Source organism: Bacteroidota bacterium (genome assembly GCA_016713925.1).
Classification (GTDB): domain Bacteria; phylum Bacteroidota; class Bacteroidia; order AKYH767-A; family OLB10; genus JAJTFW01.
On sequence record JADJOH010000007.1, the window covers coordinates 994,040 to 1,018,405 of the forward strand.

The window sequence follows — 24,366 nt, forward strand, 5'->3', positions numbered from 1 at the left end:
ATGGGTATAGTTACGTTCTTTGAAAATCGAAAGTTACGATGCGTTTTGCCACTTTCCTTACATTGCTTCTTCTTTTCGGAATTTCTCCTACGATAGTCTCCAGGCGGTCGATATCTGTATTGTTTAAAATGACCATTGGCCTGGTGGTAGTTATCTTGGTGAATACTCCGAGTGCGCGTGAGTCAGACTCACTCCAGACCCGTTCACTGGAGAGAATAAATAAATTGAGGGAAATTCCATTCAGTACTTTATCGGGTATACTGAATTTCGACAATTCTACCAATTCGATGATGATCACCTTATATTTGCTGTATGAAGGTACAATTGAAGCTATCCAATCCTTCGCAGTATTGATTTCACCCATCTTATCATAGCCTGAATAGCGCTGGAAGGTGATGCCGGGAGGATTGTTGCCGGAAAGCTCATCCGGACTTAAGTAAAGAATTTCATCAAATTCGCTCTTTAACTTTCCTGCTAAAAGTTTACCGCAAAAGGATTTCCCTTCTCCCTTTTTAATACTGCTTATAGTAAGCAGGAGGGGCTGAGTCTTGTCATTTCCATTGCTCTTTAATTGGATGCGCATATTGGATATGAAATGTGAAAGGATGGCATCATCCAAATGTTCTGTGATTACTTTTTTATCCAAAGTCAGATAGTTTGGAAATGCACTGAAGAATTGAAGTCCAGTGTATTTTTCCGCTCTTGCAGGTGATTGTATTGTACGACCTAATAAGGATTTTCCTAATACGATGGCTAAAGTCAGAATGAAAGTAGCCATGAAGGCCATGATAATAAATATCGATCTTTTAGATGGTTGTGGCTTTAATGGAAGGAAGGGATAGTCAGTGATGGAGAGATTGTTGGACATTTCAAGGCTCTGCTGACGGAGTCTTGCCATATTCAAACCGTGTAAAACACTCAGGTATTCCTTTTCATTGACATCAACTTCGCGTTCTATTCGCTTTAGATTTGAACCTACCGGAGCCAATTCTTTATAAATGTCATCAAAGCCATCTAATCGGTGTAAAATTACTTTCAACCTTGCTTCATTTTCTTCTACCGCAAGATAGTTGGTCAGCCATTCCGACAAAATATTTGCCCGGGGTAATCCTTCAGGAGTATTGTTCCATTTGTACTGACTCTCTACTTCCTCCTTGATTTGCTTTTTAATTTTCTCGGCCTCTGATTTGTATTGACTCACCAGCGTTTTATTTCCTTCATAAAGTTCGGCATTGGCGATTTTATAGGTAACCTCTGCCAGTTGTTCTCTCATTTTACTCAATTTGGAATTGACCTCAATGATGTTCTTCTTCATTTCGATCTTCTCTTCCACTTTTATCAATGCGGCTTTAGATGCCTCTAATGCCATTTCTTGTTTCTGGCGGTCAGCAGTTACGTTCTCTTTAGATTCCGCTACAAACTTGGCCTGCTCATAATAATTGATGATCTTCTTCTCCGAACTGTAATCCCTTAACTTATCCTCCGACTTTCTTAACCGCTGAGCTGCTAAACGTAATTGTTCTTCAAAGTATTTTACAACATTATTGGTCTCTGTTCCTTTTATTCCCTTATACCGGATCATGACCACATCTACAATATATTGTAATGTTTGCTGACAAACAGCGGGGTCATTACTCTTATACGAAATTTCAATCATGTCACTGGATTGTTTTCGCTGAGCATTCATGTTTGCGGAAATGACTTCAAGACCGTAGATGCTTCCTGGCGAGGAAAGGATACTGACGATTTCATTTACCTCTTTCGATTTCTTATAACTTTCAATCCTGAAAAATGTTAATTCTTCAGAACCTTTTGCGACTAATTGCTTTCTTAATTTCTCCGGAATTAACTCTTTAATATGATTAAAATTCTCATCTGAAAGTTCCTTGTACGAGGGTTTCTCTACTAAAAGATGTTTGGCCAGCAATCGCATTCCTACTTCTTCAATAGTTTCTCTGGATTTGATGGTAGCCATCAGATTGTCAAACGCATTGTTCACAGCAAAATAATCCACTCGGTCGTTTTCCCCGGAGGTGATACCATAGCCGCTGGCAATACCTGTATACACCTGTGTATTGGAAACATATTCCTTCTTAGTATTACGCGTTAGAAAAAACACAATACCCGCTGTTGTGAGCGGGAACAAAACAAGTACTTTCCAGTTTCTTGCTATTAAACGTATAAACTCTAATAAATTCACCTTATCTGACTAATGTATCTAAACGCTTACCCAACAGTTTCTCTAATTGCTGATAATTATTATAAAAATCTCGCCTGGAGATTTCGTAATCGGATTCTGCTTTTGTGGCAATAGCCGAGACGGATGATAATTCTGCTATAGAAATATCACCTTGTGAAAATTGCTTTTCGGCCATTTCGGAAAGTAATCTGGTGGTTCCTTTTGAATTACTGGTGATGAGCATAAGTCGGTGTGTCGAGAGCATATTGTTATACTCATAAATGATCTGCCGGGATACCTCCATCTTAATTTTTTCCTCAGTTTGTCTACGAACCTCCAATTCATGTTCATAAACATTGATCCTGCTTGTTCTTCCAAATAACAGGAATAGTGGAATATTAACATTTAATCCAACTCTAAATCCTGATTGAATACTGGAAGATTGAATCGCTTCCGGTTCCTGGTTGGTATTGAAAATAACAGCCTGATTCCCTAAAGACTGAGTGAAACTTCCAAAAACACCATTTTGCCACTCTCGTCTGGAGAATTTAATTTGATCGATACCGGCTTCTATTAATGCTTCCTGCGCTTTTATTCCGGGATTGTTTAGCAGAGCAATACTGATCATACTATCCAATGGAATGAGTTGATCCTTTAAATCCTTATTCAGGTCTAATGCTGAAACCTCGGAAGCGTTTGGCTCCGGCGTCATGTCAGGTAACTTCACCCTTTCAGTTTGAGAATAGGAGTTGGTACTTAAACTTTGTAAGTAAATAAACAGGAGAAAAAAAATAATAGAATGGCCTTTAAAAAGCATATGCTTAAACATTTTCAGTTTGTAACAATGCCGGGAAAGTTTTTAGAATAATTTTAATGTCAAGTAGTAAGGAGTGATTGAGCGCATAGTTATTGTCCAATGCGATTCGTTCCGCTTCAGACATGTCCTTTTTCCCTCTTTTAGTAACTTGCCATAACCCTGTTAACCCTGCAGGGGCAAGGAAACGGAAAGCTCTTGAATCGGTAGTCAGCATTTCAGCTTCGTACAATGGCAATGGGCGATTACCCACCAGCGACATATCGCCTTTCAGAATATTGATAAGTTGTGGCAATTCGTCGATGGAAGAATTGCGAAGAAATTTACCTACTTTGGATATTCTTGGATCATCTTTCGCTTTGAAAAATATTCCCTGCTTTTCGAGGTCCTGAAGAAAGAAGTAGAAGTTTTCACAAATTTTCTTCTTGTCAGAAAACATAATAGGTGAGCAAGGACTTCCCAGTCTTTTGCAATCAGGACATTCAGTTGGTATTTCCAGCGTATTTGCACCGGCATACAAGTTCAGATGACTCATATTGGACATCTTCTTATCCGCGTCCGGTATCATCGTTCTGAATTTTAACAAATCAAATATTTTATAATTGCTCCCCACCCTTTTAGAACGATAAAAAATAGGCCCCTTAGATTCGAGGCGTATAGCCAGAATGGCCATGAGCATTACGGGAGAAGCAAAGAGCAATGCTGTAGATGAAATACTGATATCTAAAAAACGCTTAGCAATCAGACTTCTTCTACTGTAAAGTGAACTAAGTGAATTCGCCCCATGTTTACTGGTAAAAAGATGTATGACCTGGAAAACAGTTGTAACTATTTTTTCCTGAGCGACAACATCCAAAAAGCCTTCAGCAATATAAAAATTTATCTTCGATCGATCGGGTTGTTTGGAGTAACCAATAATAATTGTTTTCCGAAAATTTGGTTTTGATCGGATGATCTTCATGGTATCCGAATTCGGATTCCCCTCCGGATCAACGTCTGTTACCAGAATATCAGGAATTTGATCCTGACGCATATATTGAAAGCCTGATAATAAATCATCGAAGCAAGTAACCTGATGTTTAGGTAATGCTTTTGACAAGGCTTCCTGCTGAACTTTGCAAGGCTGAATATATACGATTTTCATTGGTAATTGTTGGGGGATATTAAGCAGCTTTAAATCTTCGAAAAACGGATTGAATTCTTATAAGTAATTCCTCCGGATTAAAGGGCTTCTGAAGATAATCGTCAGCACCAGCTGTGAAAGATCGAATACGATCAGCACTTTTTTGCTTGCTGGATAGCATGATCACCGGTGTTCTTTCCATGCCGGGTTGTTTCCTGATATTCTCCGTCAATTCGTATCCATTGATCATGGGCATATCAATATCAACTAACAACAAATCAGCTTGATTTCCTTCCTGAAACCATGCCATAGCTTCATAGCCATTGTCCTTGGTGGTAACCTCATAGTCTTCAGCAAGGAAGTTTTCAAGTAACATTCTGATGCTTAATTCATCATCAACTACAAGTATGTGCTTTTTCATTTCTGGCCTTATTAATGAATATTTACGTCAATTCTTATTTTTAGTTTCTATACTTTGATAAAAAGAATCCACCAATCTTAGTTCTTCAATGGATTTTTGCATCTCTTGTTTGATAGTTGACCATTTTGAAAGGATGGCGATCTGAGATTTTTGGTCAACTGCATTATCTTCCATCCATTTTATTTCAGTTTCCAGAAAGGGGTTGCCTATCATGTTCATATTTGGAATGAGCTTATGGGAGAATCGATTTACGGAGATCCAATCTTTAGATTGGATTGCCTTGTCCAGTTCATTAAAAGTAGGAGGGACGGACTCCACTAAAGCATTGAGCATCTTTACTATAAATGCATTTTTTCCCCGGCTGAATGATTTTAGAGTATGCAGATTTATGTGATTAAGAATGGGTTCCTTGACCTCCTCAACACCTGGCATCTCCAAAGGAGAAACGCTTTTATTTACACTTATTTCTTCATTAACTTTTAAATGTTTGCATAGCATAAGATAGAGTTCATTGGCATGATAAGGCTTAAAAATCACATCATTCATTCCTGCTTTCCGAAACTGATTCTCATCACCCTTCATCGCATTTGCTGTCATCGCTATAATGATGATTTCATTGGCGGGCTTTGTAAATTCATTACGTATGACCGTGGTAGCTTCCAAACCGCTCATTTCAGGCATTTGAATGTCCATCAAAACAAGATCGTATTGATTTTTGGCTACATACTCTACGGCTATTTTTCCATTGTCTGCGATATCAAGAACGGCTCCCCATTCACTTATTAATTCTGAGGCAAAAAGTTGGTTGACTTTATTATCTTCAGCCAATAGTATTCGATAACCGGAAAGTTTTCCTTCATTGTTGGACTCTTCATATTCCACTTGTGAGAAGTCATCCGAAGTGCAGGTTTCCAGATTAAGTTCAAACTGAAAAGTGGAACCATGACCGGGTTGACTTTTTACTTTAATGCTGCTTCCCATTAAATCAAGTAGATTCTTGACAATAGTTAAGCCCAAGCCGGTACCACCATATTTTCTACTCGTGTCTGCGTTGGCCTGAGTGAAACTGTTAAATATTTTATCCAGTTTGTCATTTTGAATTCCTATTCCCGAATCTGATACATTAAATTGTACACGGCATGCTTCGTTTCGCTTTGTGATCAATTTACTTGTTAAGGTAACCTCACCGGTTTCTGTGAATTTAATTGCATTGCTGATAAGATTTACCAGCACCTGATTGATTCTGATAGAATCGCCTTTAACAAACTTAGGGAGTTTATCATCCAAAATTGTTACCAATTCCAGTTGCTTGCGCTGTGCTTCTGCTTTGAAGGTTTGCCTGATATTGTATAACAGACTGCCTATTTCAAAGGGTTCTTTCACAATTTCAAGTTTACCTGCCTGAATTTTACTAAAATCCAAAATGTCATTTATAACTACAAGTAGGTTCTCGGCATTTTGCTTCACAGAACCTGCATATTCTTTCTGTTTATCGTTGAGCGATGTTTTTATGAGCAGGTTGGTGAGTCCAACAATGCCATTCATGGGTGTTCTTATTTCATGGCTCATATTTGCCAGGAATAATTCTTTTGCCCGTGCGGATTCTTCCGCAATCAGTTTTGCGGTTTTGAGTTCTGCTTCCGCTATTAATCTTTCTGTAACATCTTGTGCAAATCCAATTACATAGGATTCTTCTCCTGGTTCATCTACTTTGTAGTTTTTATATAGTAAACTAATACTCTTACCGCTTTTGCTGACCAAATAGAGTATTCCTTCTGCAACTTTACCTGTATGAAATGAATTTAAATATTGGTCGATAAAGAGGGGTCGGAATTCTGCAGGCATCAAACTGCTGATGTTTATCCCAATCAATTCTTCCATGCTGTATTCAAGGAGATTGGTTCCCGAGGGGTTAATACTTAAAAGTTCACCCTGCATATTATGGGTGCAAATTATCGCCTGACTGTAATTTACAAGATCGCGGTTTCTTTTTTCGCTTTGAAGAAGTTTGTGTTCATAGATTTTCCGATGAGTGATATCTCTCGAAATGGAGGACCTGAAAATGGGATTGCCTGATTCATCTTTATGAATAATGATCAGCTGCAATACCGGTATTTCATTCTTTTGGCTGTCATAGATGGCAGTTTCTCCTTTCCATGATCCATGCAGTATAGCATGAGGAATTGCTTTTCTGTTAATGACCAGTTCCGCCCATTTAGGATATAATTCCGGTTCAGTTTGAATATTCTCTAAATTCCTTAATTCTTTATAAGCTTTGTTAGCATACAAAAGATGGCCTGACATATCGTAATAGGAAACATAATCAGGGGATTCTTCAATTATCGTATTTAGCTTATAGATCTCTTCTTCCGCTCTTTTACGTTTACTATTGTCACTTATTATAAATAAATAACCGGTAGTGTTTTCATTTTGATCTTTAATTTCACTAAGAGAAAGTAATGCATCAATTTTTTGATTGTTCAACGTCTTGATTTTACATTCAATTTCTTCTTTTAATTCCTCCTTCCGGACCCTGTTACCTGATGAAAATATTTTATCTAAATTTGAGGAGTCGTTTGAAATGATATTTTCAAAAATATGTTTATTTATCAGTTCGCTTTCTGCTTGGATGCCCACGAGTTGACAAGCTCCTCTGTTGCAAGTCTTGATAACACCCATCAAATCGGTTGAAATAATTCCCTGACGGGCACTATCCAATATTGCTTTTTGAAATGAGGATGATGCAGAAAGTAAATTAAGGTTTAAGTCTTTCTCGGTAATATCATTGATGGTTCCGGAGACACCAATGACACTTCCAGTTTGTGATAGCGTTGGTCGTATGGAAATTTCTACTTTTTTTATCTCACCTGTTTTATCATTTATTGATGCTACAAAGCTTTGATGTAGGGCCGTCTGGTTTAATGTATCATTGAGGTGGTCGTTGAGTTTAGTGATGTCTGAAGAATAAATAAAATCGCAAATCTTTCTTCCTAAAGTATCTGCTATTTCATATCCGGTAAGGTCCTTCCATGAAGCATTAAGATAGGTCCATTCACCACTTTTATCTGCCTGAAATACTACATCTTTGATATTATTAAGTACGGCTTTGTATTTACGTTCACTATTTATTACTTCATCTTCAAAAAGTTTCCGGCTGGTGATATCATAGAGAATAACTATGATTCCCGTTGCCTTTCGGCTTTCATCTCTAAGGGTACACGCGGTTCCACTTAACCATATAGAAGATCCCTTTGATACAGGAAACTGAATTTCCCCCTGCCAACTCAATCCCTGTTTCAATTTTGCAACAGCCTGTTCGGTTATTCTTGTCTGGCCTGGCCCAATCAAATCATGGATGTCGCAGTTGTAAAATTTCTGTGGATCTGTTAGTCCGGTTAGTTTTTGTAAATTTTTATTTAAAGAAATCACCTTGCCCTCTTTGGATAAAACGGCCACCAAACTTGCTTCATTAATCACACTTTGAAAATTTTCAATCTTGGTTTCTGCTTCGGCGGTAGAAATGGTGACAATGTTTTCAAGCGATCGATTGCGCTTATCAGCGTCACTATAAGCCGTCTCTATAGCTTCAATAAACCCGCTAAAACCGGGATGTTCCGGTAGGTTGCCGTTGAAGTATTTATTTATCTGACGTTGTAGTAAGCTGTGCATTAATGACAATTTCTGCAAACTTTTCTACGCAGAAATTGAATGAATGTTGCTTAAGTTTGATAGGGGAATCCAAAAGGGATATTCACATATACATACAGGAAAGAATGCCTTTACCTGAATTAACCTGCTAAATATGAATCATTTAAAGGCTAAATGACCGCATGTCTTATTTTAACCAGTTGATGCAACAATTCTTCCACTTTGTCTAGAGAAAGCATGTTGGCACCATCACTAAGCGCTTCTGCCGGGTTAGGATGTGTTTCAAGGAAAATGCCATCAGCACCGGTAGCTATTGCTGCTTTAGCGATGGTGGCTATAAGATCCGGTCTGCCACCTGTGACTCCCGAACTTTGATTGGGCTGTTGAACACTATGAGTAATATCAACGATAACCGGTAGTCCAAAATTTTTCATAACAGTCACCGATCTGAAATCAACTACAAGATCAGTATATCCTAATGTTGTTCCTCTTTCAGTAAGCATTACTTTATCATTACCCGCTTCATTCACTTTCTGAATGGCATACTTCATAGATTCAGGAGCAAGGAATTGTCCCTTTTTGATATTAACGGTTTTATTGGTTTTACCTGCTGAAATTAATAAATCCGTTTGTCTGCATAAAAAGGCAGGAATTTGAAGTATGTCCACATACTCGGCCGCTATAGCAGCTTCGTGGCTTTCATGAATATCTGTGAGTAAAGGCAAATGCAATTGTTTTCCTACCTGATGCAATATATTCATAGCAATTTCATCTCCAATACCTGTGTAAGAATCAATTTTAGTTCTGTTGGCCTTACGATAGGATGCTTTGAAAATAAATGGAATCCCCAATCGATTCGTTATTTGCTGTAACCGGTTAGCAGTTTGATAGGTGATTTCTTCGCTTTCTACTACACAAGTTCCGGCGATAAGAAAAAAATTCTTGTTGTCAGTATGTTTTAAATGGGGGACGTTAGGGTACATGGCTGTTGAATTTAATGCAAAGATAATTATTCGGTAGGTTTTAGCGTGAGAACAGGGTAATATTGATTTTTGAAAAAAGTTGCCATTGATATCCATTTTGACCAATTCAACTCTTCCAATTTAATTGTTGCCAAATCCAAAAGAATGGAAGGATAAATTCATTTATTGTCAAAATATTGGAATGCCTCGTTCTTAGAAACATTTCCAGTAGGTTTTAAATGACCATAAGAACAAATCCCTTCAAATACTCTGCTTCCGGATGATAAATACTGACCGGGTGATCCGGCGGCTGGCTGAGTTGATGTAGAATTTTGACTTCACGTTTTGCTTGTAAAGCAGATTGAAAGATGATCTTTCGAAACAACTCTTTGTCGATCGCCTGTGAGCAACTGAATGTGAACAATAGTCCGCCACTTTCAATATGTTTCAGGCCCTCTGTGTTCAGATTTCTATAGCCAATCATTGCATTGGAGGTCTGATTTAAGTGCTTCGCGAATGCAGGGGGATCTAAAACTAAGATATCATACTTTTCTTCAGTCGTTTTAAGAAAGCTCATTACGTCCGTAGTGTGTGAGGTATGTCTGGCGCTAAAATTATTAAGCAGCAGATTTTTCTCTAATCCTTCCATTGCTTTTGCGGAGCTGTCTACAGAATTTACTTCTTTCGCATTTCCTTCCAGCGCGGCTAAAGAAAATCCACCTGTATAACAAAATGTATTTAATATACTTTTACCGCTAGCGTAATGTGTTAAAAGCTGTCGATTTTCCCGCTGATCAAGGAAAAAGCCTGTTTTCTGTCCCCCTATAAAATCAATAGAAAACTTAATTCCATTTTCGATAACATAGTCGTTAGCCGAATAATCTGATTTTTTAAACAGAAAATCGTCTTGTTCCACCTTGTTTCCATGTTTGTTCATGGTTTCGGCGCTCTTATCATATATAGCATCTATCGTGGAAATTTCCTGCGGGAGAATAGCTGTTAATAAGGGTTTGAGGTAATGCATGCCCAATGTATAGGTCTGGAGCACTATAGTGTTCCCATAAATATCAGCTATAAGACCAGGCATCTCGTCTCCTTCACCATGGATTAACCGGTAACAGTTCGTTTCCATACCGGGAAGATGCAATACCTTACGCAAGGAAATGCATCTCCGGATTTTTTGTCGAAGGAATTCTTCATCAATGAGTGCTCCGGTAAAATCAATGCACCTGACAGAGATAGTCCCTCTTTGGAAATGTCCCGTCGCAAGATACTCTCCGGAAAACGATTGTACTTGTACTGTATCCCCATTTTCCAGTGAGGAGGGTTCGTGATGTATAGCTCCGCTGAATACCCAGGGATGCTTCTGGAGCAGGGAGCGTTCCTTTCCTTTCTTTAACTGAATAACAGGATAGGGTAGTGTCATACGATAGCTTTGATAGGTTTTGCAATTTTGAAAAAGGAAATAAGTCTACTACTCAAGTATAAATGATTTACTCAACATTTCCTTCCTGTCATTGTATATCCTGGCAACAAAAGTTCCTGAATACTGTTCCTGAGGCACCCAGGTGAAAGGCTGATCTACTTGTAGGATAGTATTATAAATATTTCTGCCGGCAATATCAAAAATTCCAAGAGTGAATTCATTTCTGTTATTGCCTTTTGCAGTAAAATTAACAACACCTGAAGTCGGGTTAGGCCAAATCTCCAATTGGTAATCGTTCGATTTATTTGGAATAGTGTTAATACCGGTGGTGAAATCTCTGTAACCAAAAGTATATTCTCCCTTCATCATGGAATCAACTGTAAAACTACCGATTTTGTCAAATTTATTTCCTGAGTTATGTGTGAATCCGTTCACTATCTGCCAATCATCGGCGGTATTTGCTCTGTATAAAATAACCAAACTATCTTCTGTTCCTGTTATTAAGCTATTATCTAAATATCCCGTAGTGGTGTTCAGAGTACCATTGTAACCAAAGGTGGCCCTTGAGTGAAATCCGGTCTTTAAAATTCCATTAATGCTCCAGTATCTGTAATTGCTTAATCGAATACCTGCACCACTGCTTTTAAATGGATCCGGAGCTACCCAATGATGCTCAACTCTGACCAGAGATGTATCATTACCGGTACTCACAACCGTCATATTTAAATACGTTTCAGGAAATGAAATGCCGCCTGTGGTGAATAAACTTCTTTCGTAATCGCTAATGGCATCACTCATCTGATCCTCGCGATCTATAGTATACCATTGGGGCGTAAAAGAGAAGGAAACAGGAAAGGAGTTTGTAGTGTTATTGATGTTTAGTATTAATGTGGTGTCATTGATGCCATCCGAGCAGTATACTTTTACCGGCATTTCATAAACGTGAGTATTCCCCTTGCTCTTTTGTTTGGTATGTATGATATAGGAATAGGTGGTTGCATTGACTACTTCAACAGAGTCAATTGAAAAATGAGGAAAACCCGGTGTGAATACCCAGTCATCAAAAAATCTGTTCATTGAAATACCACTACTGTTGCTTAATTCATCACGTAAATCATAACTATTCACCGCTGAATTTCCTTTCGTATTCATGAAAGCCTGACATCCCGGAAAAAATGCAGAATCTCCCATATAATGTCTTAATGTATGTGCAACATTGGCCCCCTTGTTATAAACGGTTTGTCCATAGGTATGTGAATGAGGAATATTGATCAGGGGTAAATAACCACCATCATTGATATGGGCAAACTGAAGTACTTTACGATGATTGGTGCGAATCCAGTCTCTGTAGGCTGCATTCCCATAGAGTTTTTCCGTCATGTAGGCTTCGTTGAAACTTGCAAATCCTTCATTTAACCACATGTCTCCTTCACTTTCACAGGTAATCCAGTCACCCCACCACATATGGGCTAATTCATGTGCCCATAAAGTCTCATAAGTTAAAGTACCATTCACAAATGGTTTGCCGATATGTATGCTGCTTGCATGTTCCATCGCACCGGAGTTGAAGGGGATCAAACAGTACCCGACTTTGCTGAAACGGTAAGGACCATAGGCATCAATGAAGAATCCTATTACCGTATCCAGATGAACAAACGTTCCAATGACGGCGTTACTGTCTTGAGGCAGGCAGGCAATTTCGACAGGTGTGTTCTGATAATTTCTGCTAAATGTATAATAGGGGGCAACAGCAATACTGGCAAGATAAGTGGGTATCTCTTCATTCATTTCCCATGTCCAGGCTGAATTTCCTCCCGGTAAAGTCACTGATGAGACAAGAGTACCGTTGCAAAAGCTTTGTACGTGGGTGCCGTCACTACATAAAAGCTATAAGTGGAGCGATCAGTAAATACATCATTGGCGGGAAACCAGGCCCTTCCGAAATTATGGGGATTACTATCGAACCCTACTCCTAAATTAAAGGCATAGGTGCCACTAAAATAAAATCCTCCCCAACCGGATGGATCTGTTTTCGGCTGTCCCTGATAGTAAATAGTTACTTTTTGGGTATCTCCGGGTAATAGCGTAGCAATTAAAGGGATTTTTAACAAAGTATCATTATACAAATAGGTTAATGACTGACCACTATTTCCCCTTATGGAATCAATGGTAAATGTCAATAAACTGAGGACTAACGTATCGATACCGGCCCCGGTGGCTGTGAAATTGACTTCGCAATGGGCGACAAGAGACTTTGTTGTATAATTTAAATCATTGATATGAATATCATAATGGGTAATATCACATAATCCGGTCTGCGCTTGTGTGGGCAGGGTAAAAGAGACAAGGGTAATGACTAAGGTCAATAGAAGTATTCTGGTCATCATGGCTTTTATAGGACCATAAATTTACAAATGTTTTTGACATTTGATCCGGAAACTTCTTTAGAGGTGGTTACCTGATAATTACAAGTCTTGCATTGAAAATCTGGTCCTGGTCATTTACACGTATAATGTAGTTTCCATCCGCATAATGCGAGAGGTTTACTCCATTAGTCATGAGTGAAAGGATGTTTGTTTCGCTTTTATAAGTGAGCCTTCCTAAACAATCAAAGATTCTTAATGTGCAATCTTCCATTCCATTTACTTCTTTAACGACTATAAATTGTCCGTGACCGGGATTGGGTGCAATGGCCAACTGTCCTTCCGATTTGACAGGGTTTGTAATTCTGTTCACATAAAGCGTGTCGTTCTTTATGCACCCCTTGCTGTCCGCAATAAAAACCGGATAGTTTCCGGAGGGGAGTTGTTGTAGACTATTACCCGTGGTGCCACTGTTGATCCATTGAATGTAGTATGGTGAGGTGCCTCCATCTACATTAATATTGATACTTCCATTCTGTTCCTCTTCGGTTTCAGGTGTAATATATTCCTTGATAGTAATAGGATCAGGAGCAGTTAAATCATATGATTTAGACACATTGCACTCATTGTTTTGCGTAACAGTAACAGTATAAGTTCCACCGGATAAATTGTTTATTAAATTTGAATGGGTTGTATTATTCCATTGATAACTCATAGCTGTAGCAGTCTGGAAATAGCGTAGAGTACCGGCGAAATGTGCATTCATTTTTTCTGATGTCAGAAATGCACCTGTATTCCCGGTTCTCGACATGGACTGAAGAAAAGTAATATCCGTATTGCTAAACGAGGTCACACTGTCGAGATTCCTGAACAGGTCCGTATCGGAATAAGCATAAATGCTCCAGATGCCCGGTGTAAGCGTTTGTTGATTATTGAGAAGGATGGAAGTAATGCCTGTCGAACCAGCTGTCGTTACCGGATACATACCAAGATAGGTCCATGCGGAAGAACTATTTTCCTGCCCGACGTATGTACCTGATTTGAGATAGAGATGCATTTGTCCTATTTGCGAGGTGTAAAAATCAAATCCATTTAATTTGATGGGTTGTGCTACAGCAAAATTTAAAAGCATTCCATTTGAAGGTAGACTATAGGGAATAGAAGTCGGACAAAATTTTTCATTGAGTGAGGGGATTGCATTTATTTCGATAGACCCATCGGTAGAATAGCTGCATCGGGGTGATTTCATTTCAACGAGGGAGATATTCATTTTCCCGGCCGGTGGAATGGTAACCGTATCAGAAATGAGGCATCCCAGGGCATCAGAAATTACATATTGATGAACTCCTTCGGGAAGGTTATCGTTGAAAGCGGAATTTATACCGTTTGAAATAAAGTTATAATTAAATTGATCATCCTGACGCACAACATACGTAATTCCACCCGCCAGATTCATTGCTCCTTTTTGTGAGGCAGTAAAAACGGAGGCAGACTGATCCCTGCTTAATCCATCATGCACCGTTAAAATATGATCATAATTGAATGTATTGCCAATGACAGAACTCGTTACACTGTTAATTTTTCCGGAATGATTGTAAACATAGAAGGCATATCTTCCCGGCAACAATTCATCTAATGATGAAATATCCAGAGGCGTATCTTCATCATTACCCATCCCTGTTACAGAGAAAGAATTGACCAATTGCCATTGAGAAGAATCAGTCTCTGCGCCAATCATGGTTCCTTGCTTAAAGAAAATGCTTAACTGTTGCAAAGAGGAGGAGGGAAGACTTAATGTTATTCTTTTCAATTTCACTTTTTTGTTTACGGTGATATCAAACATAATTCCGTTGCTGGAACTATTTGACCAAAGTGTTGTGAATAATGTCTTTTGATAGGGAAAAGGAGTACCCCCTGATGCATGAAATAAGAGTTGTCCATCGTTTTTACTTTCACAAGTAGGAGGATAGCTAACTACTTCCGGAATAATTTCAGAAGGTTGCGAAATGCTGACTTGATCTGTATAGGAACAGCCTGTGGCATCCGTTATGGTTACAGTATATGTACCCGCCATTAATTCATCCATTTCATCAGCGGTGCTTCCCTTAGACCATTGGAATGTATAAGGTTTTTCTCCTCCATTGGCTCTGGTCTTAATGAATCCACTTGCTGTACCATAGCATTTGGCATTCACAGCGCGTCTGATCCCGGCATAAAACAGGGGGTGGATATATGCAGTAGGAAATATACTACCATCTAATACAAAATCTTTGTAATCAATTCTGATTCGTCCGGGTGAGCCGCTACAGCTACTGTAGCAAGAATCGTTGTTGGCATCAATTCCACCGGCACCTCCATTCGCAGACACTATTCCATGTATTTCAACATTTTTTGCTGCGAGATAAATAGTTCCACCGGAACCACCACCTCCAGGAAAGCCATTAATGTTCCCGTTTCCACCATTTCCTCCGTTGTTGAGTATGCCGCCGTTAAGTCCAATGATTAAGCTACCACAAGATTTAAGAACTAAAATACCTCCACCGGCTCCACCACCTGCTGAAACAGCTCCCGTTCGGGCCATGCCACCTCCGCCGCCACTTCCTCCCAATAGCTGAGTGATGATCGAATCTCCATAAGAAATCCCACCGGGTAAATTACAGGCATTACCTTGAACTGAAAATCCCGCACCGGCTCCACTTCCTGTCTGACCCCCACTTCCATAACCGGGACCGTTTCCATTATTTCCGGATAAAATGGCTTGTGAATTATTGTACACTCCGTCACCACCATTGAAACCTCCGGCACTGGCAAGTCCGCCAATCCCGCCTGTAAGATTTGGTATTCCATCCTCACCATTTCCACCGCTTAAATTAAGAATACCATTGATTTCAGCATCTGTCTTACATCTGATTATTAATGGTTGATTGCCTGATATGGTCACCATGACACCTTCATCAATAATGAAAGTATCGAAATCATAATTTCCTGAAATCAAAGAAGTATCCTTACTGGCTTTAAATGATCCGGAAATTCCCTGACCACAATCTATACAGAGCTGTGCTGCTGATTCAAAAGGGTGCAGACAAATGGTTAAACAGATGATGAATAATCCTCTTAATGAGTTCATGAATAATAATAGCTAATTTCATCTGGTCTACGTGGCTTTTAAGGCCGGGTTTAACCATTTATTTGTTTTGTAAGAAACTTCCGGTTTTAATATGAATATCAGTAATTATTTCCGGTGACTCACAAAATATTGCGTTAATGTACTTTTATTTTTCGATGGTAAAATGAAGAAATGTAAATAGTAATGTAAATAAAATATAAGGTGCACTCTTCCCACCACTTTTTCTAGAATAATGAAGTCGAAAATCTAAAAAGATATGAATGAAGCTATACTAAATACAAACTAAAAACTGTAATTAAAATAATTCCAATCACATCAATGATTAATCCTATAAATGCCAGCTCCTTAACTTTAATATAACCGCTTGAAAATACTATCGTATTGGGCGCCGTAGCGATGGGTAGCATAAATCCGAGTGAGGCAGCCAATGCAGCAGGAACAAGAAGGGTAGCAGGATCAGAAGTGAATCCCGCTTGTAAGGAAATTAGTATAGGTAAAACCAACTGAATGCTGGCAACATTGGATGCAAACTCACTGATGATAGTGACCAACACACAAATAAATAAAATCATTAATCCCAAAGGTATTTCTTTAAAGGCATGTAGATTTTGCGCCAGCCAGTTACTTAACCCGGAGGTTTCAAATCCTTTGGCTAAGGCAAATCCACTACCAAAAGCAATATAATTTCGTAAGGTAATTTAGAAGCCTCGTTCCAGCTTAATAAATTTCTTCCCTTTTCCGTTTGTGAGGGAATGAGAAACAATAACAAAGCCACTGTGACTGCCACAGTGCTGTCCGTGATCTGCGTAGGGTATGGAAATAGAGAAGCCCATCCTTTTAAAGTAGTTGCACCGATTTGAAGATCTGCCCGCGTAAACCACAATAGTGCAGTCAGGATAAACAGGAAAGCAACGACTTTTTCATCAGTAGTCCATTTGCCTAATTTGAGTTTATCAGTCTTGAAAATGATAGGGTCAAAAGGAACGGATGCAATATGTCGCAAATAAATATAACGCAATACAAGAAAGGTAAACACCAATAATACCAGTGACATGGGAAAGGCAAAGGACATCCAGTTGATGAAGTTAATAGGATGTTCGGAAGCAAATTTTTCATTGTAGGCTCTGAAAAATATCATGTTGGTGGGCGTGCCTACCAGCGTAGCCATTCCACCAATACTTGCGGAGTAGGCGAGACCAATTAATAAAGCAGAGGAGATTTTCCGGTGGACTTCCTTATCGGGAATATGATTTTTCAAATGAAGTATAACAGCCAGTACAGCCGAAATCAACATCATTACAGTAGCCGTATTCGATATCCACATCGACATAAAATAGGTGGTAAACATTATACCGAACAAAATGCTGGAACTCGACTTCCCTGTAGAGGAAAGAATTCCCAATGCCAGCCTTCGGTGCAAGCCCCATTTTTCAATGGAGAAAGCTATCATAAATCCTCCTATAAAAAGGAATAGTATGGGATCCATGTATTGGGCCGCTATCACTTTGATATCGGCAATGCCTGTTGCAGGAATCAGGATGAAAGGCAAAAAAGATGTCACCGCAATATGGGTTATTTCGGTTAACCACCATAGAGCAACCCATAGGGTTATCCCTACCATTAACATCACGGTTGGATAATAGGAATCAGGTGATGGCAAAAAAGTACAAATAATAAAAATGAAGGGGCCCACAACCAATGGCCATCTGTTCTTTACCTTTTTTACTTCTGTACTTTCTTCTGACATACGTTAAAAGAGACTTTTGTGAAATGATGACAGAATATATTTAAATGCGATTAAGAATTATCCTTATTACGCAATTTATCCAAAAGTTGACTCAACTCCAATGCTTCTTCTCTGGAGATTTGATTGGTAATGCTATCGAGATGTGTCTCTTCCTTCTCCATCTCCTTTAAGAGCTTAAGTCCCTTGTCGGATATTTTTATTTTAGCAACGCGTCTGTCCTTACTGTCTGTTGTTCTGGAAAGCAGTCCAATGGTAAAAAGTCGGTTGACCACTCTGCTGGTATCACTCATCCGGTCCAGCATTTTTGCTTTTATTTGGCCGAGATTGAGTGTTTGAGGATAGGTCCCTTTTAAAATTCGAAGTACATTATATTGCTGATGACTCAACCCATATTGCTTCAAAATCTGCAAATGTTTATTTTGAATCCATCCCGCCGTGAAAAGAATATTCAACTGAATCAATTGGTGATGGTTCCGAAATTTCTGCTGCTGTATTTCTTCGTTAATGGTCTTGCTCATACGACGAAGATAGCCTGATTTAAAACACAAAACCCCGCAAAAAGCAGGGTTTTGTGAATGCTCTTATAAACAGTTTACTTGGCCTGTGAAAGTTCCAGATTGATGGCGATTTCCACTTCATCACTTACTACCATACCACCTGCTTCAGTCACTGCTCCCCACATCAACTTATAGTCCTTTCTGTTGATTTTGCTTTTCGCTTTAAAACCGGCCTTTGTATTGCCCCATGGATCTTTTACAGTACCACCATATGTTACGTCAAAAGTTACTTTCTTCGTTACATCCCTGATAGTTAAATCTCCTGTTAATACATAGTTTTTACCTTCTGTTTTTTTGAAGGATGTGCTTTTGAATACCATTTGGGGAAATTTTTCAGCATTGAAAAAATCATCAGACTTTAAGTGTTTGTCACGGTCTTCATTGTCAGTATCAATGGATTTCACATCCACAGTAAATTCGATATTGGCATTGTTGAAATCAGGTGATGTACTTGTAACTTTTCCATCAAAGGCGCGGAAGGAACCTTCCACTTCTGAAATCACCAAATGCGTAATGGTGAATTTAACATTAGTGTGTGATGCGTCAATATTCCAGGTAGTGTTCTGTGCTGATGCCATTGCAGTTGTTGCAAGGAATAGGAGAGTAAGAATGTTTTTCTTCATGTTTTTATGTTTATAAATGCTAAATTAGTGTATTAACAATAGATGTCATAACATGTATTATCGAAATTGACATATATTATTATATATCAATGAATTAAAATTTAACTTATTTTATTAGTTTCCCTAAAAGCCATGAATTACACTAAAAAAGGAAACAGGCCCCTTCAATAAAAGGGGGGGGAGTTCAAAAACTATTTAATTATACGGCTTATGTATTTATAAACCAATCCTGCAGCGGCCATTTCAACTGTCTTCAACACTGAAGAATACTTTTGCTTGTTCTCCTCCCCGGGAATCCATTTCAAAATAGCACTATTGATCGAGGTGAAAATCCCGGACGCTTTATCAAATTGGGAACTGTTAAAAGGAAGAAAACTATTGATAGCCATCTTGCCTAAATTATTCTCCAGAAACTTCAATTTTTCAGTGAGATCCTTCTCTCTCATTTGTATTTCCGTTTTTAATCTGGCTTGCTCAATATGTAGTTTTTCCAGTGGTTTCATGGGATGAATTTTCGTCTTTTTGCTTTTCCTTTAATAATTGTTCTATGATTTTTTGCATCATACTTTGTTCTATTTTCTCCTTATAACTGAGAAATAAAATAAAAACGAGTAAGTCAAATCCGGAAACTATGGCAAACCCCAATAGTTCATCATTTAGCCATCTACCCAAATAAAGAGCCAGGGTAATAGAAATGAAAAAGAAAGTAAAGAATCCAAATGCAGCGAGTATTAAAACACTGGTGGCTGATGCCATTGCTTTTGCCATTTTCTCATAGGCAACCAGCTTCCCATATTCAATACGGGCTTCGACATAAGCGGATAGCTCTTTCCTTAAATCACGTCCGAAACTACTGAATGTTTGATCTTCCATTTGACTAAACCTTTTTTTCGTGCATTGCATTTATATCGTCAATAAACTCTTTTCCTTTCCCCATCTGCTTATCAAACTCATCTTTTACCTTATTGGCAGCTTCTTTGACATCCGCTAATAGTTCTTCGGATTTGCCACTCACCATGAGATATCCAATAGCAGCACCAACAGCCGCTCCAACGATGAAGGAGAGTATCAATCCTGATTTCCGTTCCATTTGATTTTGATTTTCTCAAAGTTACCAAATAATTGGAACAAGTCATTTTGAAATTCAATGAGGATAAATAATGATTATTGTCATTTTGGTACTATTGAAACAAGTTGCTAAAGTGAAAAAGTAATAAAGAATCAAGTCATGTGCTAAAATGAAACAGGACATAAAATATATACAATGTTAACATGAAGTTCACGCCATGGCTTTGTTTAAATCAAGATCAAATCCGCATTTAAAGTGACCTTCCGGACATTGCCTATGTCCATGTAATCCGCAAGGCCGACAGGGTAATCCATTGACTTCAATAATTTTGGAATTGTCAGACAATGGGCCAAAACCAAATGCCGGAATTGTACTGCAATAAAAAGCGACCACCGGGGCGTTCATTGCTGAAGTAATATGCAGAGGAGCAGAATCATTTACATAATTCATTGTAGCATCCTTCATCAACGCTGCCGTTTGAAGAAAAGTGAGTTTCCCTGCGAGGTTTATAAGGTTTGATGAAGGGCTATTGCTTTTAATGTTCTCACAGGCTGTTAAATCTGCAGGTCCTCCCAGAAGATAAATTGGAGAATCCGGACGTTTCTGACGAAGCAATTGGATGAGTTCATTCCATTTTTTAGCCGGCATCTGCTTAGTGAACCATACAGAAGTTGGTGCTAAACAAAAATAAGATCCGACTTTAAATGATTCAACTGTTTTAAAGTCATCTCCGGAAGGAAATAAGGAAGGGCGCAACTGACTTTTTGCGCCGAATTTCTCTATTAATTTTAGATTTCGTCCGGTTTCATGAGTGATCTGCTTCGAATCAATTTCATGAACAATTCTACTCGTAAATAGAGAGGATAGAGGATTTTTACTGAATCCAATCTTTTCTTTTGCACCGCTAAATGCTGTTAAAAAACCGGTGGAAAGAAATCGTTGCAGATTGATAACGATATCATATTGATGACTTCTTATCGTCTTCAAAATGTTTAGTAAATTTAAACTCTTATTACTCTTTTTATCCCAAATCAGTACTTGGTGAATCGCAGGATTGTTTTCCAGAAGTGATTCGTTTCCCTTTCGTACCAACACATCGATTTCAGCAGAGGGGTAAAGACGACACATTTCAGCAATTACAGGGGTAGCCAATATGACATCTCCAATAAATGCAGTTTGAATAATCAGGATTTTCAAAGCCGGGTGTTCGTCGTTAAAGGATGACGCTCATTGTATTTTTCAATGTAACGGATTAATAATTGTCGCTTGTGCTTCAAATTATCAATAGCCATGTATTCGTCGTAGAGTTCATTGTCATGCCCTTTTAGAAATTCTTCCATCGAAGAAATAGAATACGCATGAAATTCTCCCGTTTCAAAATCCATCATTCGTGGAATAACGTCCTTTGCATGATCAATGGTCACAGGAGAAAGCGGCGCATTTTTAACAGGATAGGATTCTGTAAAATAACAGAGACTGCCTACAATAGTGAACTTATGCCCAATTCCCTTTCGTTGAATATATACATCTCCGTCATCGGCAAAAGCAAAAACGGAATCAGGTGAAATTGTATTCTTTTTTCCGAAATTATTAATATAAAACAGGCTGTCGGTTTTGAACCATTGCTTGACACTCACTGTCTTTTCAGTTCTTATTTGAAGTTGTGCAGGTGGTATTCCCGGTTTACCGTCTTTTAATTGCTGGAAGCTGAGATAGACCCCATCGGGCAGTGTAACCGACTTCGTGATTTCTTTGTTTTGGGAAGGTTGTCCTGAACTCCATAAAGGAATTAGGAGCAGGAGGAGGAGTTTACGCATTTCATGCAAAGTTATAACCTGAATCGCAATTGCTCCCTATAATTTTCTTAACAAATCAGTGGCTTGCTGTTCAAATTCTCCGTGAAAGGGTATAACCTTTTCAAGTGCCTTTTTTGTTGCTCGCTGATTTTTTGTTTTCATAAAGGATAATGCACAGTACCACCAGGCGGCTTCCTCATATTTTTTATCTCCGGATTGCAGGTACTTTTCCAAATGGGTGATGGCTGAATGCGGGTTGTCGATGGATAAATAGGAAAGTCCGAGATAAAGATGGCTTCAGGATGATTGCTTTGTCCTAAGTACTTTATGGCTTCCTGGTAATTTTGTTGCTGATAGGCTACTAGTCCTGCGCGATAGCCGGATTCGTCTTCTGCACGTTGAGGTGCGGAACTGGCAGGAGCTGCTTGACTTCTTGATTTTTTTGCTGAAGTAATTTCAACCTGCTCTTTCATTACTGCTGTTGCTCCGGCATTTTGATCCGGAACATTGCTATATTCATTCGCAGCACTAGCAGGCTGCCTCACCGCTGTAAGGCTATCTGCCTTGCTAAGGGATTCACTTTTAGTCCTATCATCTTCTCTGTCCGAAAGTGCCATTTTTTCTTCTTGCGCTGCAACAGCACGTTGATTGTAATCCGCTACATCTTCTGCTGGAGTTGTCCTATCAGCTTCCTCCGTCGTACTTTGCTCTGTATCTTTGATGGGCACCTTTTTCACCGGCTGATTTGAAGGTGATGGCTCTTGATTTAAACTTAATTCCTTTTCAGAAAGGACAGTTCCCGGAGTCTGAAGGACTACTGAATCTAGGGGTGCAGGATAAGGTTTAAATTCCTGGGTAAACAATTCCATTTCATCCTTTTTGGGCAGTATAAGAAATAAGACTGCCGTACTCACCACTAATAATGCGAATGCAGCCGCCATTCTCCAGGGGAAAAGCACCTTGACTTTTTCTTCTTTTTCGCCACGTAACAGCACATCAATTTCAGTATGGAGCTGATCATCAATTGCAGTTATTTGACTTTTGTCTGCCATTCCCTCAAGTCCGGTCATCGCATCTTCACAAAGCTCGCATTCAAGCAAATGATTTTCAATACGATGCTGCTCGGAATCGGATAGTTTGCCGTTTAGATACTGCACCATCTCTTCCCGGCTCAAACAGGAACCGTATATATTGATATCTGAATCCTGATTATTCATTTCTGCTCATGATCATTTTCAAATTTCTCTTTCCATTTTGAATATCGCTCTTTACCTGATTCATGTTAAATCCGGTGATGGATTCTACTTGCTGATAACTTTTTTCCTCCAGGTAGAAGAGTTTTATACATTGCTGCTGATGCGGTTCGAGATGTAAAAGTGCCGACTCCATGTCGTGCAATTGCTTCTCTTTCTCACCACTTTCTTCGTTTACCGCATGCAAGGGATGTTTTGCAGCCTCATTTTCCATAATATATGGATCGATTCCGCTAATTTCTTTGGAACCGCTTCTTAGTATCATCAGACAATGGTATTTGGTTACTGTATGCAGCCAGGCTTTGAAATGCTGTATCTCATGTCGCTTTAGTTCCACAAAGAGCTTTTCAAAGACTTGCATCGCCGCATCCTTGCTCTCATCTTCATCCTTGAGATATTTCATGCATACCCCGAAAACCAGATGGCTATAACGCTTGAACAAGATACCCAAATACTCTTTTTCGTCGCTTTCCCGATACAAGACGACCAGTTCTTCGTCACTCAAATTTCCTATGTTTTCGTCGGATTTCAACTTTTCAAAAATAGGTATATTGATGTAATACATGGGCTGGAAGAAGGTGGAGTTGTATTAAAGTTGAATTTGTGCTTCCATCTCCCTTTAAAGCTAGTTTTACTGTTGCTACTTATTGTTCGATTTCTGATCCGGTTTAGCAATTTTCCTTAATTTTTTTAGTTGTGCACTGAATGCCGCGGTGTTTTCAATTTGACTTCTTTCCAGCGCCAGTTCCACTTCGATCCTCAAGGCTGGATGTTTTTTTGAGAGGTCAATCAGAATGCCCAGCGCATTGCAATGAACAGCAACTGCCCGGTTTCGCTCTAAGATTAAACCCAGACAAATGTCAATAAAGATCGTCTCAAATTTTTTGGGGAACCCATTGTCGTAAACGGCCCCAAGGATATTTCTGAGTACAGGGTCAAGGTTAGAACATTGAAGAACGGAAATCACTTTTTCTGTGGAGTTCTTTGCTTCCTTAGGATGCATCTCCGCCCATGTTCGGAATACCCATGAAGCTTTTGCAGCGATATTGGCGTCCCGGTGCAAGGATAATTTCAATAATGGATTTCCGTTGTCACCACATGTATGGGCTATAGAAATGATGGCCTGTTTACTTTTTGCCTGTGAAAGCAATTCCTCCAAAGCGGAAATAGTTATTTTATTCTTAGAATTATTTCTCATTTCCTTTTCAACAACGAAGATAAAGATCAGCGTAATGTCCTTATATTTACATCGTAAAAT

22 protein-coding genes are annotated in these 24,366 nt (G+C 38.9%); all 22 read right to left on the reverse strand.

The genetic code is table 11. The annotated features are described in order from the left end of the window. Positions 1–10: 10 nt before the first annotated feature. Positions 11–2,200 (reverse strand): hypothetical protein, encoded by a 2,190-nt coding sequence (locus IPJ86_12395; protein MBK7888049.1) that lies wholly within the window; start codon positions 2,198–2,200, stop codon positions 11–13. 1 nt (position 2,201) lies between these two features. Continuing rightward, positions 2,202–2,996, reverse strand: coding sequence for a TolC family protein (locus IPJ86_12400; GenBank protein MBK7888050.1), 795 nt, complete (start codon positions 2,994–2,996; stop codon positions 2,202–2,204). A 4-nt stretch (positions 2,997–3,000) separates the two neighbouring features. Continuing rightward, positions 3,001–4,137: a sugar transferase gene (locus IPJ86_12405; GenBank protein MBK7888051.1), complete on the reverse strand. Its 1,137-nt coding sequence runs from the start codon at positions 4,135–4,137 to the stop codon at positions 3,001–3,003. A gap of 19 nt (positions 4,138–4,156) precedes the next feature. Then, positions 4,157–4,537, reverse strand: coding sequence for a response regulator transcription factor (locus IPJ86_12410; protein ID MBK7888052.1), 381 nt, complete (start codon positions 4,535–4,537; stop codon positions 4,157–4,159). 27 nt (positions 4,538–4,564) lie between these two features. Continuing rightward, entirely contained in the window at positions 4,565–8,206 is a 3,642-nt protein-coding gene (locus IPJ86_12415; GenBank protein MBK7888053.1) for a PAS domain S-box protein, read from the reverse strand. Positions 8,207–8,355: 149 nt separating this feature from the next. Next, a complete protein-coding gene (kdsA, locus tag IPJ86_12420) occupies positions 8,356–9,168 on the reverse strand; it encodes a 3-deoxy-8-phosphooctulonate synthase (protein MBK7888054.1) in 813 nt (270 codons plus the stop codon). 214 nt (positions 9,169–9,382) lie between these two features. Beyond that, positions 9,383–10,573 (reverse strand): class I SAM-dependent rRNA methyltransferase, encoded by a 1,191-nt coding sequence (locus IPJ86_12425; protein ID MBK7888055.1) that lies wholly within the window; start codon positions 10,571–10,573, stop codon positions 9,383–9,385. A 48-nt stretch (positions 10,574–10,621) separates the two neighbouring features. Beyond that, the gene (locus IPJ86_12430; GenBank protein ID MBK7888056.1) at positions 10,622–12,400 is read right to left on the reverse strand and encodes a hypothetical protein; all 1,779 of its coding nucleotides are present in this window, start codon (positions 12,398–12,400) and stop codon (positions 10,622–10,624) included. Then, positions 12,397–12,960 (reverse strand): hypothetical protein, encoded by a 564-nt coding sequence (locus tag IPJ86_12435; GenBank protein ID MBK7888057.1) that lies wholly within the window; start codon positions 12,958–12,960, stop codon positions 12,397–12,399. Before IPJ86_12435 ends, IPJ86_12430 begins: the two co-directional genes overlap by 4 nt. Positions 12,961–13,027: 67 nt before the next feature. Continuing rightward, the gene (locus tag IPJ86_12440) at positions 13,028–16,063 is read right to left on the reverse strand and encodes a T9SS type A sorting domain-containing protein (protein ID MBK7888058.1); all 3,036 of its coding nucleotides are present in this window, start codon (positions 16,061–16,063) and stop codon (positions 13,028–13,030) included. A 266-nt stretch (positions 16,064–16,329) separates the two neighbouring features. Further along, positions 16,330–16,761, reverse strand: a complete 432-nt coding sequence (locus IPJ86_12445) for an anion permease (GenBank protein ID MBK7888059.1) — start codon at positions 16,759–16,761, stop codon at positions 16,330–16,332. Beyond that, complete coding sequence (locus IPJ86_12450) at positions 16,716–17,810, reverse strand: anion permease (GenBank protein ID MBK7888060.1); 1,095 nt, start codon at positions 17,808–17,810, stop codon at positions 16,716–16,718. The genes IPJ86_12445 and IPJ86_12450 overlap by 46 nt, the downstream gene beginning before the upstream one ends. Before the next feature lie 50 nt (positions 17,811–17,860). Next, positions 17,861–18,328: a MarR family transcriptional regulator gene (locus IPJ86_12455; protein MBK7888061.1), complete on the reverse strand. Its 468-nt coding sequence runs from the start codon at positions 18,326–18,328 to the stop codon at positions 17,861–17,863. 74 nt (positions 18,329–18,402) lie between these two features. After that, complete coding sequence (locus IPJ86_12460; protein MBK7888062.1) at positions 18,403–18,990, reverse strand: polyisoprenoid-binding protein; 588 nt, start codon at positions 18,988–18,990, stop codon at positions 18,403–18,405. A gap of 191 nt (positions 18,991–19,181) precedes the next feature. Further along, positions 19,182–19,493 (reverse strand): hypothetical protein, encoded by a 312-nt coding sequence (locus tag IPJ86_12465; GenBank protein ID MBK7888063.1) that lies wholly within the window; start codon positions 19,491–19,493, stop codon positions 19,182–19,184. After that, positions 19,465–19,863, reverse strand: a complete 399-nt coding sequence (locus tag IPJ86_12470; GenBank protein MBK7888064.1) for a phage holin family protein — start codon at positions 19,861–19,863, stop codon at positions 19,465–19,467. The genes IPJ86_12465 and IPJ86_12470 overlap by 29 nt, the downstream gene beginning before the upstream one ends. Positions 19,864–19,867: 4 nt before the next feature. Beyond that, a complete protein-coding gene (locus IPJ86_12475; GenBank protein ID MBK7888065.1) occupies positions 19,868–20,080 on the reverse strand; it encodes a YtxH domain-containing protein in 213 nt (70 codons plus the stop codon). A 189-nt stretch (positions 20,081–20,269) separates the two neighbouring features. Beyond that, positions 20,270–21,187, reverse strand: coding sequence for a glycosyltransferase family 9 protein (locus IPJ86_12480; protein MBK7888066.1), 918 nt, complete (start codon positions 21,185–21,187; stop codon positions 20,270–20,272). Positions 21,188–21,252: 65 nt separating this feature from the next. Further along, positions 21,253–21,876 (reverse strand): hypothetical protein, encoded by a 624-nt coding sequence (locus tag IPJ86_12485; protein ID MBK7888067.1) that lies wholly within the window; start codon positions 21,874–21,876, stop codon positions 21,253–21,255. A gap of 137 nt (positions 21,877–22,013) precedes the next feature. Further along, positions 22,014–23,072: a zf-HC2 domain-containing protein gene (locus IPJ86_12490; protein ID MBK7888068.1), complete on the reverse strand. Its 1,059-nt coding sequence runs from the start codon at positions 23,070–23,072 to the stop codon at positions 22,014–22,016. Further along, positions 23,065–23,673 (reverse strand): sigma-70 family RNA polymerase sigma factor, encoded by a 609-nt coding sequence (locus IPJ86_12495; protein MBK7888069.1) that lies wholly within the window; start codon positions 23,671–23,673, stop codon positions 23,065–23,067. Before IPJ86_12495 ends, IPJ86_12490 begins: the two co-directional genes overlap by 8 nt. Before the next feature lie 75 nt (positions 23,674–23,748). Then, positions 23,749–24,306, reverse strand: a complete 558-nt coding sequence (locus tag IPJ86_12500; GenBank protein MBK7888070.1) for a hypothetical protein — start codon at positions 24,304–24,306, stop codon at positions 23,749–23,751. Positions 24,307–24,366: the final 60 nt, after the last annotated feature.